The sequence below is a fragment of the Geodermatophilus poikilotrophus genome (assembly GCF_900111455.1).
GTDB classification, from domain to species: Bacteria; Actinomycetota; Actinomycetes; order Mycobacteriales; family Geodermatophilaceae; genus Geodermatophilus; species Geodermatophilus poikilotrophus.
The window spans coordinates 287,919-302,888 of the sequence record NZ_FOIE01000001.1 but is presented as its reverse complement, the minus strand read 5'-3'; the positions used below and the strand labels follow the sequence as shown (position 1 = coordinate 302,888).

Genomic DNA, 14,970 nt, shown 5'->3' with positions numbered 1-14,970 from the left:
GGGGCAGGGGTCCTCCCTCAGTCGCGCTCGACGACCGGCAGCGTCGGCCACCCCGCGGCGGCCGCGGCCGCGGCGGGGAAGGGCGGAGGCGTGCCGCCGAACGCGGGGCACAGCGCCTGGTGGTCGCACCAGCCGCACAGCCGGGTGCGGTTGGGCCGGAAGTCCCCGGTGGCGACCGCCCGCTCGATGGCCGCCCAGATGGCCTGCAGCGTGCGCTCGAAGCGGACCAGCTCGGCCTCGTCGGGGGCGTAGGTCAGCGCGTCGCCGTTGCCGAGGTACAGCAGCTTGAGCTGGCTGGCCACCACGCCGCGGGTGCGCCACAGCACCAGCGCGTAGAACTTCATCTGGAACAGGGCCTTGCCCTCGAACGCCTCGCGGGGCACCGAGCCGGTCTTGTAGTCGACCACCCGCAGTGCGCCGTTGGGGGCGACGTCGAGCCGGTCGACGTAGCCGCGCAGCAGCAGCCCGTCGGGCAGCGTGACCTCGACCAGCTCCTCGCGGCCGTGCGGCTCGATCCGCGACGGGTCCTCGAGGGAGAAGTAGGTGTCCACGAGCTCGCCGGCCGATGCCAGCCACGCCTCCAGCGACGGCGGCTGCTCGGCCGCGGCGTCGTCGGCCGTGCCGCCCTCGGCGAACAGGGCGGCGACCTCCGGGTCGGTCCGCAGCTCCTCCCACGCCGGGGCGACCAGCTCGCGGGCGGCCTCGGCCGTGCGCCGCCGGGCGGGCAGGTCGTAGAGGCGCTCGAGCACCGAGTGCACCAGCGTGCCGCGGACCGCGGCCAGGCTCTTGCGCTCGGGCAGCCGGTCGATGGTGCGGAACCGGTACAGCAGAGGACAGGTCTTGAAGTCGGCCGCCCGGCTCGGGGAGAGCGAGGGGCGGCGGGGGGTCGCCGTCGGGTCGACGGGCGAGTCCGGGGAAGCGGCAGCCGCGTCGGCGGGCTGCCCGGTGACCATCGCCGTCATGCCCCCGAGGCTAGGCCGGGGTGCCGACAGAACCGAGCGCGCGCGCCGGGCGCTGCGCGCACCGCCGTAGGCTGGCCGCCCGTGGACGCGCAGCAGCACACCGCCGAGACGACCGACGACACGCTCGAGGCCCGGCGCGGGGAGCCGGTCGCGGGGGCCTTCGTCGCCGGCGACCGGGTGCAGCTCACCGACCCCAAGGGCCGGCTGCACACCGTCGTCCTCGAGCCCGGCAAGCAGTTCCACACCCACCGGGGCGCGATCGCGCACGACGACCTCATCGGCGCCCCCGAGGGCTCCGTCGTGCACTCGACGGCGAACACCGGCTACCTGGCGTTCCGGCCGCTGCTGGCCGACTTCGTGCTCTCCATGCCCCGGGGCGCGCAGGTCATCTACCCGAAGGACGCCGCCCAGATCGTCGGCTTCGGCGACGTCGGCCCCGGCATGCGGGTGCTCGAGGCCGGCGCCGGGTCCGGGGCGCTGAGCTGCTCCCTGCTGCGCGCGGTGGGCGAGCACGGCAGCGTCACCAGCTACGAGCGCCGGGAGGACTTCGCCGACGTCGCCCGCGCCAACGTGGGCGCCTTCTTCGGCGAGGTGCCGGCGACCTGGTCGCTGCGGCTGGGCGACCTGGACCAGCACCCGGCCGAGGAGGTCGTGGACCGGGTCGTGCTGGACATGCTGGAGCCGTGGGCGGTGCTGCCCACCGTGGCCGCCGCGCTGCGCCCCGGCGGCGTGCTGGTCGGCTACGTCGCCACCACGACCCAGCTGTCCACCTACGTCGAGGCGCTGCGGGCCCAGGGCGTGTGGACCGAGCCGCACGCCTGGGAGTCGCTGCTGCGGCCGTGGCACGCGGTCGGTCTCGCCGTCCGCCCGGAGCACCGGATGGTCGCCCACACCGCCTTCCTGGTGACCGCGCGGCGGCTGGCCGAGGGCGTCGTGGCCCCGCTGCGCCAGCGCCGGGCCCAGAAGTAGTAGAAGGACCCCGCTGCCCCCCACCGCTCGCACGCTCGCGGCGGGACCCTGCAGCGAGGCCACGGTGCCCCCACGCCTCGCACGCTCGGCGCGGGACCCCGTACCGGGGCCGCTACCGCGAGCCCCGGGCACGCTGTCGCCGGGCGTGTATAGATTTGCGTCCTGGCTCTCCCGATCTGTCGGAGGTGCGCGATGGGCCCCGGTCTTGGCAATGGTCCCGACGAGTTCAGGGCGCGGCGGGAGCGTGACGTGACGGCGCTGCTCAGCCAGATCTCCTACCTGGAGGAGGAGATCGGCCTGCTGCGCCGCAAGGTGGCGGAGAGCCCCCGCCAGCTGCGGCTGCTCGAGGAGCGGGTGGCGGAGGCCGAGGGCCGCGCGGCCTTCCTGTCCGAGCGCAACGACAAGCTCGCCGGCACGCTGCGGGACGCCCGCGACCAGCTGGTCACGCTCAAGGAGGAGGTCGACCGGCTCGGCCAGCCGCCGTCGGGCTACGGCGTCTTCCTCACCCGTCACGACGACGGCACGGTCGACGTCTTCACCGGCGGCCGCAAGTTGCGCGTCTCGGTCTCCCCGGCCGTGGAGGTCGACGTCCTCCAGCACGGCCAGGAGGTCATGCTCAACGAGGCGATGAACGTCGTCGAGGCGTGCGGCTTCGAGCGCGCCGGCGACGTCGTCATGCTCAAGGAGCTGCTGGAGCCGGTCGAGGGCGAGGCGCCGCGCGCGCTGGTCATCGGGCACACCGACGAGGAGCGCGTCGTCCACCTCGCCGACTCCCTCACCGACCAGCCGCTGCGCAGCGGCGACTCGCTGCTGCTGGAGACCCGCTCGGGCTACGTCTACGAGCGGATCCCCAAGAGCGAGGTCGAGGAGCTGGTGCTCGAGGAGGTCCCCGACATCGACTACGGCGACATCGGCGGCCTGTCCCGGCAGATCGAGCAGATCCGCGACGCGGTCGAGCTGCCGTTCCTGCACGCCGACCTGTTCCGCGAGTTCGAGCTGCGCCCGCCCAAGGGCATCCTGCTCTACGGCCCGCCCGGCTGCGGCAAGACGCTGATCGCCAAGGCGGTGGCGAACTCGCTGGCCAAGAAGGTCGCCGCGGTGAAGGGGGAGGGGCAGGCGAGGTCCTACTTCCTCAACATCAAGGGCCCCGAGCTGCTCAACAAGTACGTCGGGGAGACCGAGCGGCACATCCGGCTGGTGTTCCAGCGGGCCCGCGAGAAGGCCGGCGAGGGGACGCCGGTGATCGTCTTCTTCGACGAGATGGACTCGATCTTCCGCACCCGCGGGTCGGGCGTCTCCTCCGACGTGGAGAGCACGATCGTCCCGCAGCTGCTCAGCGAGATCGACGGCGTGGAGGGGCTGGAGAACGTCATCGTCATCGGCGCGTCCAACCGCGAGGACATGATCGACCCGGCGATCCTGCGACCGGGCCGGCTGGACGTGAAGATCAAGATCGAGCGCCCGGACGCCGAGGCCGCGCGCGACATCTTCAGCAAGTACCTGACGACGTCCCTGCCGCTGCACCCCGACGACCTCGCCGAGCACGGCGGCAGCCGCGAGGCCACGATCGCCGGGATGATCCAGCGCACCGTCGAGCGGATGTACACCGAGAGCGAGGAGAACCGCTTCCTCGAGGTGACCTACGCCAACGGTGACAAGGAGGTCCTGTACTTCAAGGACTTCAACTCCGGGGCGATGCTGCAGAACATCGTCGACCGCGGCAAGAAGATGGCGATCAAGGAGCGGCTGGAGACAGGCGCCGGCGGCCTGCGGGTCGGCCACCTCATGCAGGCCTGCGTCGACGAGTTCAAGGAGAACGAGGACCTGCCCAACACCACCAACCCCGACGACTGGGCGCGGATCTCGGGCAAGAAGGGTGAGCGGATCGTCTACATCCGCACGCTCATCAGCGGCAAGGGCGCCGAGAGCGGTCGGGCGATCGACACCGCGACCAACACCGGCCAGTACCTGTAGCAGAAGGACCCCGTCCTCCCCACCCTTCGCAGGCTCAGGGCGGGACCCGGGACGGGGCCGGCGGCGGGCCCCCAGGCGGCCGCGACCCCGGACGAGCCCAGACGACGGCCCGGCTCCCGCACCGCGGGGGCCGGGCCGTCCGCCGTCCCGGGGTGGCCGGGGCGCGCCGGTCCCGGCGAGATCGGCGATCCCGCACCCTCCGCAGCCCGCGCGAGGTCGCCGATCCGGCCGCCGGTGGGGCCGCGGTGGCGGCTGTCCGCCCGTCCACGGACGGCGTCGTCCCGGACGCCTAGGGTGGCGGCATGAGCGTGCGGCGGGTCATGGGCACCGAGATCGAGTACGGCATCTCGGTGCCCGGGCAGCCGACGGCGAACCCGACGACGCTGTCAAGCCAGGTGGTGAACGCCTGGGCGGTGGCCGAGGCGCCGACGCCGCGCCGGCCGCGCTGGGACTTCGAGGAGGAGTCGCCGCTGCGCGACGCCCGCGGCTTCGACCTGTCCCCGGCCCAGGCGCTGGACCACAACGACCTGGAGGAGGACTCGGGGATGGCCAACGTCATCCTCACCAACGGAGCCCGCCTCTACGTCGACCACGCGCACCCGGAGTACTCGACGCCGGAGGTCACCAACCCGCGCGACGTCGTCCTGTGGGACAAGGCGGGGGAGCAGGTGATGGCCGAGGCGGCCCGGCGGGCCGCGCGCGTCCCGGGCACCCAGCCGATCCAGCTGTACAAGAACAACACCGACGGCAAGGGCGCGTCCTACGGCGCGCACGAGAACTACCTGATGGACCGGCGGACGCCGTTCCTCGACATCATCCGCGGGCTCATCCCGTTCTTCGTGACCCGCCAGGTGGTGGCCGGCTCGGGGCGCGTGGGCATCGGCACCGAGAGCCGCACGCAGGGCTTCCAGCTCTCCCAGCGCGCGGACTTCTTCGAGGTCGAGGTGGGCCTGGAGACGACGCTCAAGCGGCCGATCATCAACACCCGCGACGAGCCGCACGCCGACGCCGACAAGTACCGCCGGCTGCACGTGATCATCGGTGACGCCAACCTCGCCGAGCTGTCCACCTACCTGAAGGTGGGGACGACGGCGCTGGTGCTGGACATGATCGAGGCGCGCACCCTGACCCGGGACCTCTCCCTCGAGGAGCCGGTCGCGGAGCTGCAGGCGATCAGCCACGACCCCTCGCTGACCCACCGGGTGCGGCTGCGCGACGGGCGCCGGATGACGGCGCTGGAGGTGCAGCACTCCTACCTGGAGATGGCGCAGCGGCACGTCGACCGGCACGGGGAGGACGACGGGCAGTCCGCCGACGTGCTGCGCCGGTGGGCCGAGGTGCTCGAGGACCTGGCCGTCGACCCGATGCGCTGCGCCGACCGGCTGGACTGGCCGGCGAAGCTGCGGCTGCTGGAGGGCTACCGCTCCCGTGACGGCCTCGCGTGGGGCGACTCGCGACTGCACCTGGTGGACCTGCAGTACTCCGACGTGCGGCCGGAGAAGGGGCTGTACCACCGGCTGGTGTCGCGCGGGTCGATGCAGCGGATGCTGACCGACGACGAGGTGACGCACGCGATGGTGCACCCGCCGTCGGACACCCGGGCCTTCTTCCGCGGGGAGTGCCTGCGCCGCTACCCGGCCCAGGTGGCCGCGGCGTCGTGGGACTCGGTCGTCTTCGACCTCGGGCGGGAGAACCTGGTCCGCATCCCGACCATGGAGCCGCTGCGGGGCACCCGCGACCACGTCGGCGCGCTGTTCGAGTCGACGTCCTCGGCGCAGGAGCTGGTCGACACCATCACCGGCGGCTGACCCCGGTCGGTCGACCTCCGTTCGTCGCACCCCGCGGGTAACTTCAGCACCAGGCACCAGCCACCACCTGCACCTGGAGGGACCCATGGCCACGAGGGACAGCGGCGGTCAGCAGCGCTCGACGCGCAGCCGGGAGGAGACCGAGGAGGTCGAGGCGTCAGTCGACACCGAGGTCGCCGAGCGGCACAAGGAGGTCTCCGAGGACCTCGACTCCATCCTCGACGAGATCGACGAGGTCCTCGAGGAGAACTCGGAGGAGTTCGTGCGCTCGTACGTGCAGAAGGGGGGTCAGTGACCGAGATCATCTCGGTTCGTGGAGAGCGAGATCTGTCGCGATCGCGGGAAACCCATCTCGCAGATCACTCCGCAATCGCAACTCGCGTGACGGTCATGCCTTCTGCTGTCGTGAGCACGCACGTCTGCGACACCGAACGAGCCGGGACCGGCGGACTGATGGGCCGAAGCGGCGATACCCGCCTGGGCTGACCGTCCCTGACGGGCACCAGTGGTGCCCTGATCGCGACTCCGTGAAGCTGCGTCCACGTCAGGGGTCGCGTCGTCCTGCAAGCCGTGCCACGACGCACGGGGGCGGATGTCTTAGGACCGCGTGGGCGGTGCACGCACCTACCACCTCCACCGTCGCCACGGCACCACGGCGAACGACGCTGGCGTCGTGCTCGAGGGACAGCGTGGGTCCTGCGCCATCCGCCGGACCGAGCCCGCGGCGCACGTGGACCACGACCCGCCACCGGAGCGGTGCGAGCTCTGTCGTGCTCCAACTGCAACGGCGGGTCGGGCCAGTTCGAGGACGAGCCTGAGCTGCTCCGCGCGGCCGTCCGACACGTCGAGCGGCACCGGGCCTCGCTCCGCTCGATCAGCAGTCGTCGACCACCCGGTGACCCGCGCGGTCAGCGCCGGCCCGGCGTCTCCCGTGACCGGCGGTGCAGCCCTGGCTCCACACGCTGGAGGGCGGTGCAAGCGAGCAGCTGAGAGTCGAGCGACCGCCTCGGCCCGCTGCCGTGCCGGAGCGGCACGCTGTCCGCCCGGGCCGGACAGCCACCCGGCCGGGTCGCCGGTAGGGTCGCGAACAGGCGTACGGGAGAGACCGCGACGCGGGCGAGAGGCGGATGGGTGAGCGAGTATTCGGCTGGCCGGAGCGGGTTCTCACCCGCCTACCTGGACCGGGTGGGTTCCTCGTTCACCGACTTCCTGGCGGCGGCGGCACCGGACCTGCTGCCGGGCCGTCGTCCGGTGCCGCAGATCCCGGTCGGGAACGTCGCGCCGCACGGCACCACGATCGTCTCGGTCACCTACGACGGCGGCGTCCTCATGGGCGGCGACCGGCGGGCGACCATGGGCAACCTGATCTCCAGCCGGGACATCGAGAAGGTCTACCCGGCCGACGCCTGGTCGGTCATCGGCATCGCCGGCGCGGCCGGCATCGCCATCGAGATGGTCCGGCTGTACCAGGTGGAGCTCGAGCACTACGAGAAGATCGAGGGCCTCACGCTCTCCCTCGACGGCAAGGCCAACCGGCTGGCCCAGATGATCCGCGGCAACCTCGGCGCCGCGCTGCAGGGCCTCGCCGTCGTCCCGCTGTTCGCCGGCTTCGACCTCGACGCGGCCCCGGGTGCCACCCCCGGGCGGATCTTCAGCTACGACGTCACCGGTGGGAACTACGAGGAGCGCGGCTACTCCGCCGTCGGCTCCGGCTCGCTGTTCGCGCGCAACTCGCTGAAGAAGACCTGGCGGCCGGACCTGGACGGCGGGGCCGCCACCCGCAGCCTCGTCGAGGCGCTCTACGACGCCGCCGACGACGACTCCGCGACCGGCGGCCCGGACCCGGTGCGCCGGCTCTACCCGATCGTCTACCGGGTCGACGCCGAGGGCACCGTCCGGGTCCCCGACGACGAGATCGCCGCCGTCGCCTCCCGCATCACCGACGAGCGGTCCGCCGCGGACGGGCAGGGCTGACGCCATGACGATGCCGTACTACGCCTCGCCCGAGCAGTTGATGCGGGACAAGTCGGAGTACGCCCGCAAGGGCATCTCCCGCGGCCGCAGCGTCGCGGTCGTCACCTATGCCGACGGCGTGCTGTTCATCGCCGAGAACCCCAGCTCGACGCTGCACAAGGTCGGCGAGCTCTACGACCGGATCGGTTTCGCCGCCGTCGGCCGCTACAGCGAGTTCGAGAGCCTGCGGGTGGCCGGCGTGCGGCTGGCCGACGTCCGCGGCTACTCCTACAACCGCCGGGACGTCACCGGCCGGGTCATCGCCAACGCCTACGCGCAGACCCTGGGCGAGGTCTTCACCCAGCAGATGAAGCCCTTCGAGGTCGAGCTCTGCGTCGCCGAGGTGGGCGAGACCCCGGAGAGCGACCAGCTCTACCGGCTGACCTTCGACGGGTCGGTCGTCGACGAGCCGGACTTCGTCGTCATGGGTGGCCAGGCCGAGGCGGTCAGCGCGAACCTGCGCGAGCACTTCCTCCCCGGCATGGGGCTGGCGGAGGCGCTGCGGGTCGGCGTCCAGGCGCTGTCCGCGGTCAGCCCCGCCACCAGCGCCGGCAACGGCGGCCCCGCGCTGCTGACCGCGGAGCAGCTGGAGGTCGCGGTCCTCGACCGGCGGCGGCCCAAGCGGGCCTTCCGCCGGATCGCCGGCGCGGCGCTGCGCCCGCTGCTCGACCGGCAGGAGGAGGACGGGGCCGTCGCCGGCGAGGAGCCGCACACCGCCGCGCACGCGCCGAGCGTGCCCCAGCCGGGCGCCCCGGCCGGGCTCGGCGACCCCGGTGCACCGGACACCGGAGGGACGGCGGGCAGCGGGGGAGAGGCGCCCACCACCTGAGAGCGGGCCTCCCTGCCCGCCACCGCTCGCAGGCTCGCGGTGGGCCCCTGCGGGGAGGCCGGCTCCGGAGGGGCAGGGCGTGCGCGCCGACCGCCCTCTGTCGCCATCGGCGCCTAGGCTCGGTCCGTGGAACGACGGATCTTCGGCATCGAGACCGAGTACGGCGTGACGTGCACCTTCCGCGGCCAGCGGCGCTTGTCCCCGGACGAGGTGGCCCGTTACCTGTTCCGCCGCGTGGTGTCGTGGGGGCGCAGCTCCAACGTCTTCCTGCGCAACGGCTCCCGGCTGTACCTCGACGTGGGCAGCCACCCCGAGTACGCCACCGCCGAGTGCGACGACCTGTCCGAGCTGGTCGTCCACGACAAGGCCGGCGAGCGGATCCTCGAGGGGCTGCTGGTCGACGCCGAGCAGCGGCTGGCCGAGGAGGGCGTCACCGGCGACATCTACCTGTTCAAGAACAACACCGACTCCGCCGGCAACAGCTACGGCTGCCACGAGAACTACCTGGTGGGCCGGCACGGGGAGTTCAGCCGGCTGGCCGACGTGCTCATCCCGTTTCTGGTCAGCCGGCAGATCGTCGTCGGCGCGGGCAAGGTGCTGCAGACCCCGCGCGGGGCGATCTACTGCATCAGCCAGCGCGCCGAGCACATCTGGGAGGGCGTCTCCTCGGCGACCACCCGCTCCCGGCCGATCATCAACACCCGCGACGAGCCGCACGCCGACGCCGAGCGCTACCGGCGGCTGCACGTCATCGTCGGCGACTCGAACATGAACGAGACGACGACGCTGCTCAAGGTCGCCGTCACCGACCTGGTGCTGCGGATGATCGAGGCCGGCGTGCCGATCCGGGACATGACGCTGGAGAACCCGATCCGCGCCATCCGCGAGATCAGCCACGACATGACCGGGCGGCGCAAGGTGCGGCTGGCCAACGGCAAGGAGATGTCGGCGCTGGAGATCCAGTCGGAGTACCACTCCCGCGCCGCGGAGTTCGTCGACCGCGAGGGCTTCGGCCCGGTGCACCGGCAGATGCTCGAGCTGTGGGGGCGGGTGCTCAAGGCCGTCGACACCGGCGACCTGTCGCTGATCGACCGGGAGATCGACTGGGCCACCAAGTACCAGCTGATCGAGCGCTACCGGGCCAAGCGGGACCTGCCGATGAGCTCCCCGCGGATCGCGCAGATGGACCTGGCCTACCACGACATCAGCCGCACCCGCGGGCTGTACTACCTGCTCGAGCGCAACAACCAGGTCGACCGGGTGGCCCACGAGCCGCGGGTGTTCGAGGCCAAGAACGTGCCCCCGCAGACCACCCGGGCGCGGCTGCGCGGGGAGTTCATCCGCCGGGCGCAGGAGAAGCGCCGCGACTTCACCGTCGACTGGGTGCACCTCAAGCTCAACGACCAGGCGCAGCGCACCGTGCTGTGCAAGGACCCCTTCAAGGCCGTCGACGAGCGGGTGGACAAGCTCATCGCGTCGATGTGAGGAAGGACCCCCTCCTCCCCACCCCTCGCATGCTGGGGGCGGGACCCGGGAGGGGGCCGCACGTCGGCGGCGCGCCCACCCCTCAGCCCACGTCGTCGGGGAGCGGGACCTGCAGCGCGGCATAGCGGCCGGCGGCCGCCGCGGCCAGGAAGTAGGCGCGCTCCTCGGGGAAGCTGCGGCCCATCGTCGACAGCGGCACCGGGGACAGGCCCAGCGCCTCCTCGAGCCCGTCGACGTCCATCCACACCACCCGGTTGCGCTCCGGCTGGCCGGCGAGGTCCTCCTCGACCTGGCTGCCCAGCTCCGAGCCCAGCCCGCGCGGCGCGATCAGCGTCACCCCGCCCAGCGCGACCCGGCCGAACGCGGTGAGCGAGTGGTGGGAGACCCCGCGGTGCCGCGGCCGCAGGTCGGCGTCGGAGATGCGCAGCGCCCCGACCGGCTCCCCGCCGAGCACGGTCACCGCGTTGCAGGCCTCGCCGGCGGCCACCCCGGAGAACCCCCACGGCGTCCCGGTGCCGAGGTTGCCCGGCCCCTGGCTGACGATCGCCACGTCGGCGCCGAGCACGTGCTTCGCGGCCAGCAGCCCGGTGTGCAGGGTGACCGCCTCCAGGTCGCCGCCGAAGGCCTGACCCACGGTGACCACGCCGGCCAGGGACGACGCCAGCGACGACAGGGTGCGGGAGAAGCCGGCGACCAGCGCGCCGCCGTCGGTCATCACGTAGGCGACCCGGAGGTCCGGGTCGGTGGCCAGGACGCCGATGAGCGCGGCCGGCAGCGCCGAGTGCAGATCGGCGACGACGACCGGCATCCCGGCGAGGTCCTCGGCGTCGGCGATGGTGCGGTGGTGCTCGGTGTCCTGCTCGTCGACGCCCTGCACGCTCACCTGCAGCGGCGTGTACCGGGCCTTGACCAGGTGACCGGGTCCGGTCGGGTCCGGCGGCAGCCGGTCGGGGACGGCGACCACGAGCGCGTAGCCGCCGGTGCCCAGCCGCTGCGCCCAGGCGGTGGTGTTGAGCAGCACGGTGTCGCCGACCTCCGGGACGCCGACCAGCGAGGGGTGCGCCAGCGCCCGCACCTCGCCGTCGCCGTCGACCTCGGCGGTGAGCTCCTGCGCGTCGCGCCAGGCCCGCCCCAGGGCGGTCACCGTGCCCCGTCGCCACCGGATCCGCTGCTGCGTCGTTCCGCGTTCCCCCACCCGCGCAGGCTAGCCACCGCCCTCCCGGGCCGCCCGGCCCCCTGCGGGTGGGAGGACCCCCTGCCCCCACCGCTCGCAGGCTCGCGGCGGGCCCCTGCAGGGGGCCGCCCGGCGCCGGGCTGACTAGCCTGGGCGTGTGGCGGCGAAGCGGGCGGAGCGGCTGGTGAACCTGGTCATCGCCCTGCTCGGCACCCGGCAGTACGTGACCGCGGCGAAGATCCGGGCCACCGTGCCCGGCTACGAGCCCGACGACGGCACCGCCCGCGCCGACGAGGCGTTCAAGCGCATGTTCGAGCGCGACAAGGCCGAGCTGCGCGAGATGGGCGTACCGCTGGAGACCGGCCGCACCAGCGTCTTCGACACCGAGGACGGCTACCGCATCGCCCGGGCGCACTACGAGCTGCCCGAGATCACCCTGACCGGTGAGGAGGCCGCCGCGGTGGGCCTGGCGCTGCGGCTGTGGGAGTCCGCGCAGCTGGCCGGCGCCGCGCAGAGCGCGCTGGTGAAGCTCAAGGCCGCCGGTGTGGACGTCGACACCTCCCGGGCGATCCCGCTGCGCCCCCGGCTGGATTCCGACGAGCCGGCCTTCGAGCCCTGCTACGCCGCGGCCCGCGACCGGCGGGTGCTGACCTTCGACTACCGCCGTCCCGACGAGGACGCCCCCGCCCGCCGCCGCGTGCAGCCCTGGGGCGTCGTCGCCTGGCACGGGCGCTGGTACCTCGGCGGCCTCGACCTCGACCGGCAGGCGCCCCGTGTCTTCCGGCTCTCCCGCGTCGTCGGCACGCCGCGGGCCACCGGCCCGGCCGCGGCCTTCGAGCCGCCCGGGGACGTCGACCTGGCGGCCATGGTCGCCGGGCAGTTCCGGGGCGAGGAGCAGCTCGTGGTGGTCCGCGCCCGGCCCGGCACCGCGATCGGGCTGCGCCGGCACGCCGTTCCGCTGGGCCCGGCCGAGGACGGGGACGACCGGCTGGAGCTGCGCACCACCGAGCCGATGCGGCTGGCCGGCGAGATCGCCTCCTACGGCGCCGACGTCGTCGTCGAGGCCCCGGCCGCGGTGCGGGCGGCGGTCGTCGAGCGGCTGACCCGCCTGGCCGCGATGGCGCCGGGGGGGACGGCCTGATGAGCGCCCCCACCACGACCGAGCGGATGACCCGGCTGCTGTCGCTGGTCCCGTACCTCACCGCCCGCCCGCAGGGGGTGCCGCTGGCGGAGGTGGCCCGCGACTTCGGCGTCCCGGAGCGGCAGCTGCGCCGCGACATGGAGCTGCTGTGGATGTGCGGGCTGCCCGGCTACGGGCCCGGCGACCTGATCGACCTGGCCTTCGAGGGCGACCGGGTGCGGGTCACCTTCACCGCGGGGATGGTGCGGCCGCTGCGGCTGACCACCGACGAGGCCGTCGCCCTGGTCGTCGCGCTGCGCACCCTGCTCGAGCTGCCCGGCCTGGCCGAGCGGGAGGCGGTCAGCCGCGCGTTGGCCAAGGTCTCGGCCGCCGCCGGGCACGCCGCCGAGCGGGTGACGCCGGTGGCGCTGTCGGTCGACGCGAAGGAGCAGGCGCTGGCCGTCGTCCGGGAGGGCCTGGAGCGCGGGCGGGCGTTGCACCTGCACTACTACGTGCCCACCCGCGACGAGCGGACCGAGCGCACCGTCGACCCGCTGCGGCTGCTGCTGGTCGACGGCCGCTGGTACCTGGAGGCCTGGTCCCGGGAGGTCGGCGGCGTCCGGCTGTTCCGGCTGGACCGGATCGACGACGTCGAGGTCCTCGACGAGCCGTCCGCGCCACCGCCGGGGGTGCCGCTGCGCGACGTCGACAACGGGCTCTACCAGCCCGAGCCGGGCGCGCCGGTGGTGCGGCTGCGGCTGGCCCGGGCCGCCCGCTGGGTGGCCGAGTACTACCCGGTCGAGGACGTGCGCGAGGTCCAGGACCCGCCCGGCGGTCTCGCGATCGCCCTGCGCACCGCCGACATGGCGTGGGCGCGGCGGTTGGTGGCCTCCCTGGGCGGGGCCGCCATCGTCGACCAGCCGGCCGAGCTGGCCGCGGCCGTCGCCGCCGACGCCCGGGCCGCCCTCGGCCGCTATGCAGCCGACGGACAGCTGCCGTCCACCTCCGGCGACTAGGGTCGGGGCCGTGCTGCTGACCGTCGTGTGGATCGCCGTTGCCGTCCTGGCCGTCGTGGTGCTGGGCGCGCTGGCGTACGGGGTGCTCGGCGCGGCCGGTCGGCTGCGCCGGGAGGTCGCGGCGTTCGAGCGGGAGGTGCGGCCGCTGCTCACCGAGGCGCAGGCGACCGCCGCGCGCGCCGCGGAGGTCCAGCGCCCCTCCTGACCGGCCGGTCCCACCCCCTCGTTTCGGGGGCGGCAGGACGCCCGCCGGCACGTAGCATCGACGACGCCACCTGCTGACCTGGAGGACGACATGGCCGGACTCGGCCCGCTGGAGATCGGCCTGATCATCCTGGCCATCCTGCTGCTCTTCGGCTACAAGAAGCTGCCGGACGCCTCGCGCTCGCTGGGCCGCTCGCTGCGCATCTTCAAGGGCGAGATGAAGGGCATGAAGGACGACGACGTCCGCACCAAGGACGCCGCCAGGACCTCCCCGGTGCGCGGTGAGGTCCTCCCGCCCGCGACCGCCGCCGACCGCGAGCGCGAGGCCCTCGAGGCCGAGGCGCGTGCCGCCGAGGCCCGGGCCGCCGAGCTGCGGGCCCGCGCCACCCAGGCCGGCCCGGCCGACAGCACCCGCTGACCCCAGCTCCCGGCACCACCATGAGCGACAGCACCAAGGGGGGCGCGGCACGCCGGTCCGGCCTGCGCCGGCGCCGCCCGCCGCGGGACCCCGCGGCGACGATGACGCTGGTCGCCCACCTCACCGAGCTGCGCAACCGGATCGCCAAGGCGCTGCTGGCCCTGCTGGTGGCCACCGCGGTCGCCTTCTGGTGGTACGAGCACGGCCTCGGTGACTTCATCCGGGCGCCGTACTGCGACCTGCCGGCCGACCTGCGCTTCACCGAGGGCAGCGAGCAGGAGTGCGGCCTGCTCATCACCGACGTCCTGGGCGGGGTCTTCATCCGCCTCAAGGTCAGCTTCCTGTGCGGCGCGGTGCTCTCGGCGCCGTTCTGGCTCTACCAGCTGTGGGCCTTCATCACCCCGGGGTTGAAGCGGAACGAGAAGCGCTACGGCTTCGGCTTCGTCGCGGTCTCCTCGCTGCTGTTCGCCCTCGGCGCCGCCCTGGCCTACGTCTCCCTGTCGGCGGGCCTGCAACTGCTGCTGGGGCTGGCCGGCAGCGGCACGGTGATCGCGCTGACCGCGCAGGACTACATCGGCTTCGCGCTGTCCCTGCTGGTGGCGTTCGGGGTGAGCTTCGAGGTGCCGCTGGTGGCGGTGGCGCTCAACCTGGTCGGCGTCCTGTCCTACGAGGTGCTGCGCGGGGCCCGGCGGTGGATCTTCTTCCTGACCATCGTCTTCGCCGCCTTCGTCACCCCGACGCAGGACCCGTTCACCATGCTGCTCATGGCCGGGCCGATGATCGTGCTCTTCGAGCTCGCCATCCAGGTGGCCCGGTTCGTCGACCGGCGGCGGGCCAAGCGGGACGCCGTCGAGCACTTCCACGCCCTCTCCGACGACGAGGCCTCGCCGCTGGACGCCGCGCCGTCCGAGCTCGACGCGGCCCCGTACGACGACCTGCGCAGGGAGGACGACGCCGCGCCGCTGGACGACCCGGCGCGCTCCCGCCGCTGACGGACG

15 protein-coding genes are annotated in these 14,970 nt (G+C 73.6%); 13 read left to right on the top strand and 2 right to left on the bottom strand.

Going from position 1 to position 14,970, the window contains the following annotated elements; translation table 11 throughout:
- Positions 1-17 precede the first annotated feature (17 nt).
- Entirely contained in the window at positions 18-962 is a 945-nt protein-coding gene (locus BMW27_RS01355) for a RecB family exonuclease (protein WP_091439700.1), read from the bottom strand.
- 81 nt (positions 963-1,043) lie between these two features.
- Here BMW27_RS01355 and BMW27_RS01350 point away from each other — a divergent pair, with 81 nt between their 5' ends.
- The 8 genes from BMW27_RS01350 (at position 1,044) to pafA (ending at position 10,040) form a co-directional block, all read left to right on the top strand.
- A complete protein-coding gene (locus BMW27_RS01350; RefSeq protein ID WP_091437958.1) occupies positions 1,044-1,931 on the top strand; it encodes a tRNA (adenine-N1)-methyltransferase in 888 nt (295 codons plus the stop codon).
- Positions 1,932-2,180: 249 nt separating this feature from the next.
- Complete coding sequence (gene arc / locus BMW27_RS01345) at positions 2,181-3,905, top strand: proteasome ATPase (RefSeq protein WP_245743245.1); 1,725 nt, start codon at positions 2,181-2,183, stop codon at positions 3,903-3,905.
- Between the two features lie 302 nt (positions 3,906-4,207).
- Positions 4,208-5,713: a depupylase/deamidase Dop gene (dop, locus tag BMW27_RS01340; protein WP_091437951.1), complete on the top strand. Its 1,506-nt coding sequence runs from the start codon at positions 4,208-4,210 to the stop codon at positions 5,711-5,713.
- Positions 5,714-5,798: 85 nt separating this feature from the next.
- Entirely contained in the window at positions 5,799-6,008 is a 210-nt protein-coding gene (locus tag BMW27_RS01335; RefSeq protein ID WP_012948748.1) for a ubiquitin-like protein Pup, read from the top strand.
- Positions 6,009-6,283: 275 nt separating this feature from the next.
- The gene (locus BMW27_RS24530; RefSeq protein WP_425431641.1) at positions 6,284-6,703 is read left to right on the top strand and encodes an endonuclease domain-containing protein; all 420 of its coding nucleotides are present in this window, start codon (positions 6,284-6,286) and stop codon (positions 6,701-6,703) included.
- A gap of 141 nt (positions 6,704-6,844) precedes the next feature.
- Positions 6,845-7,687, top strand: coding sequence for a proteasome subunit beta (gene prcB, locus BMW27_RS01330; protein ID WP_091437948.1), 843 nt, complete (start codon positions 6,845-6,847; stop codon positions 7,685-7,687).
- 4 nt (positions 7,688-7,691) lie between these two features.
- The gene (prcA, locus tag BMW27_RS01325; protein ID WP_091437945.1) at positions 7,692-8,555 is read left to right on the top strand and encodes a proteasome subunit alpha; all 864 of its coding nucleotides are present in this window, start codon (positions 7,692-7,694) and stop codon (positions 8,553-8,555) included.
- A gap of 126 nt (positions 8,556-8,681) precedes the next feature.
- Positions 8,682-10,040 carry a Pup--protein ligase gene (pafA, locus tag BMW27_RS01320; RefSeq protein ID WP_012948751.1) on the top strand — a complete coding sequence of 453 codons (1,359 nt, stop codon included), beginning with the start codon at positions 8,682-8,684 and terminating at the stop codon, positions 10,038-10,040.
- Positions 10,041-10,122: 82 nt separating this feature from the next.
- On the opposite strand, the gene BMW27_RS01315 is transcribed toward pafA, so the two are convergent.
- On the bottom strand, positions 10,123-11,235 hold the full coding sequence (locus BMW27_RS01315; protein ID WP_091437941.1) for a DUF3866 family protein: 1,113 nt from the start codon (positions 11,233-11,235) through the stop codon (positions 10,123-10,125).
- A gap of 136 nt (positions 11,236-11,371) precedes the next feature.
- Between BMW27_RS01315 and BMW27_RS01310 the strand changes: the two genes are divergently transcribed.
- The 5 genes from BMW27_RS01310 (at position 11,372) to tatC (ending at position 14,964) form a co-directional block, all read left to right on the top strand.
- A complete protein-coding gene (locus BMW27_RS01310; protein ID WP_091437939.1) occupies positions 11,372-12,355 on the top strand; it encodes a helix-turn-helix transcriptional regulator in 984 nt (327 codons plus the stop codon).
- A complete protein-coding gene (locus BMW27_RS01305) occupies positions 12,355-13,350 on the top strand; it encodes a helix-turn-helix transcriptional regulator (RefSeq protein ID WP_091437933.1) in 996 nt (331 codons plus the stop codon). The genes BMW27_RS01310 and BMW27_RS01305 overlap by 1 nt, the downstream gene beginning before the upstream one ends.
- Before the next feature lie 10 nt (positions 13,351-13,360).
- Entirely contained in the window at positions 13,361-13,555 is a 195-nt protein-coding gene (locus tag BMW27_RS01300; RefSeq protein ID WP_091437930.1) for a hypothetical protein, read from the top strand.
- Positions 13,556-13,645: 90 nt separating this feature from the next.
- A complete protein-coding gene (gene tatA, locus BMW27_RS01295; RefSeq protein ID WP_091437928.1) occupies positions 13,646-13,972 on the top strand; it encodes a Sec-independent protein translocase subunit TatA in 327 nt (108 codons plus the stop codon).
- 20 nt (positions 13,973-13,992) lie between these two features.
- On the top strand, positions 13,993-14,964 hold the full coding sequence (gene tatC / locus BMW27_RS01290) for a twin-arginine translocase subunit TatC (RefSeq protein WP_245743244.1): 972 nt from the start codon (positions 13,993-13,995) through the stop codon (positions 14,962-14,964).
- Positions 14,965-14,970 lie beyond the last annotated feature (6 nt).

Bases quoted from the DNA above. Each gene is read 5' to 3' on its own strand.
- BMW27_RS01355 (WP_091439700.1), bottom strand. From the start codon at position 962: ATGACGGCGATGGTCACCGGGCAGCCCGCCGACGCGGCTGCCGCTTCC.
- dop (WP_091437951.1), top strand. From the start codon at position 4,208: ATGAGCGTGCGGCGGGTCATGGGCACCGAGATCGAGTACGGCATCTCG.
- BMW27_RS01335 (WP_012948748.1), top strand. From the start codon at position 5,799: ATGGCCACGAGGGACAGCGGCGGTCAGCAGCGCTCGACGCGCAGCCGG.
- prcA (WP_091437945.1), top strand. From the start codon at position 7,692: ATGACGATGCCGTACTACGCCTCGCCCGAGCAGTTGATGCGGGACAAG.
- BMW27_RS01305 (WP_091437933.1), top strand. From the start codon at position 12,355: ATGAGCGCCCCCACCACGACCGAGCGGATGACCCGGCTGCTGTCGCTG.
- tatA (WP_091437928.1), top strand. From the start codon at position 13,646: ATGGCCGGACTCGGCCCGCTGGAGATCGGCCTGATCATCCTGGCCATC.
- tatC (WP_245743244.1), top strand. From the start codon at position 13,993: ATGAGCGACAGCACCAAGGGGGGCGCGGCACGCCGGTCCGGCCTGCGC.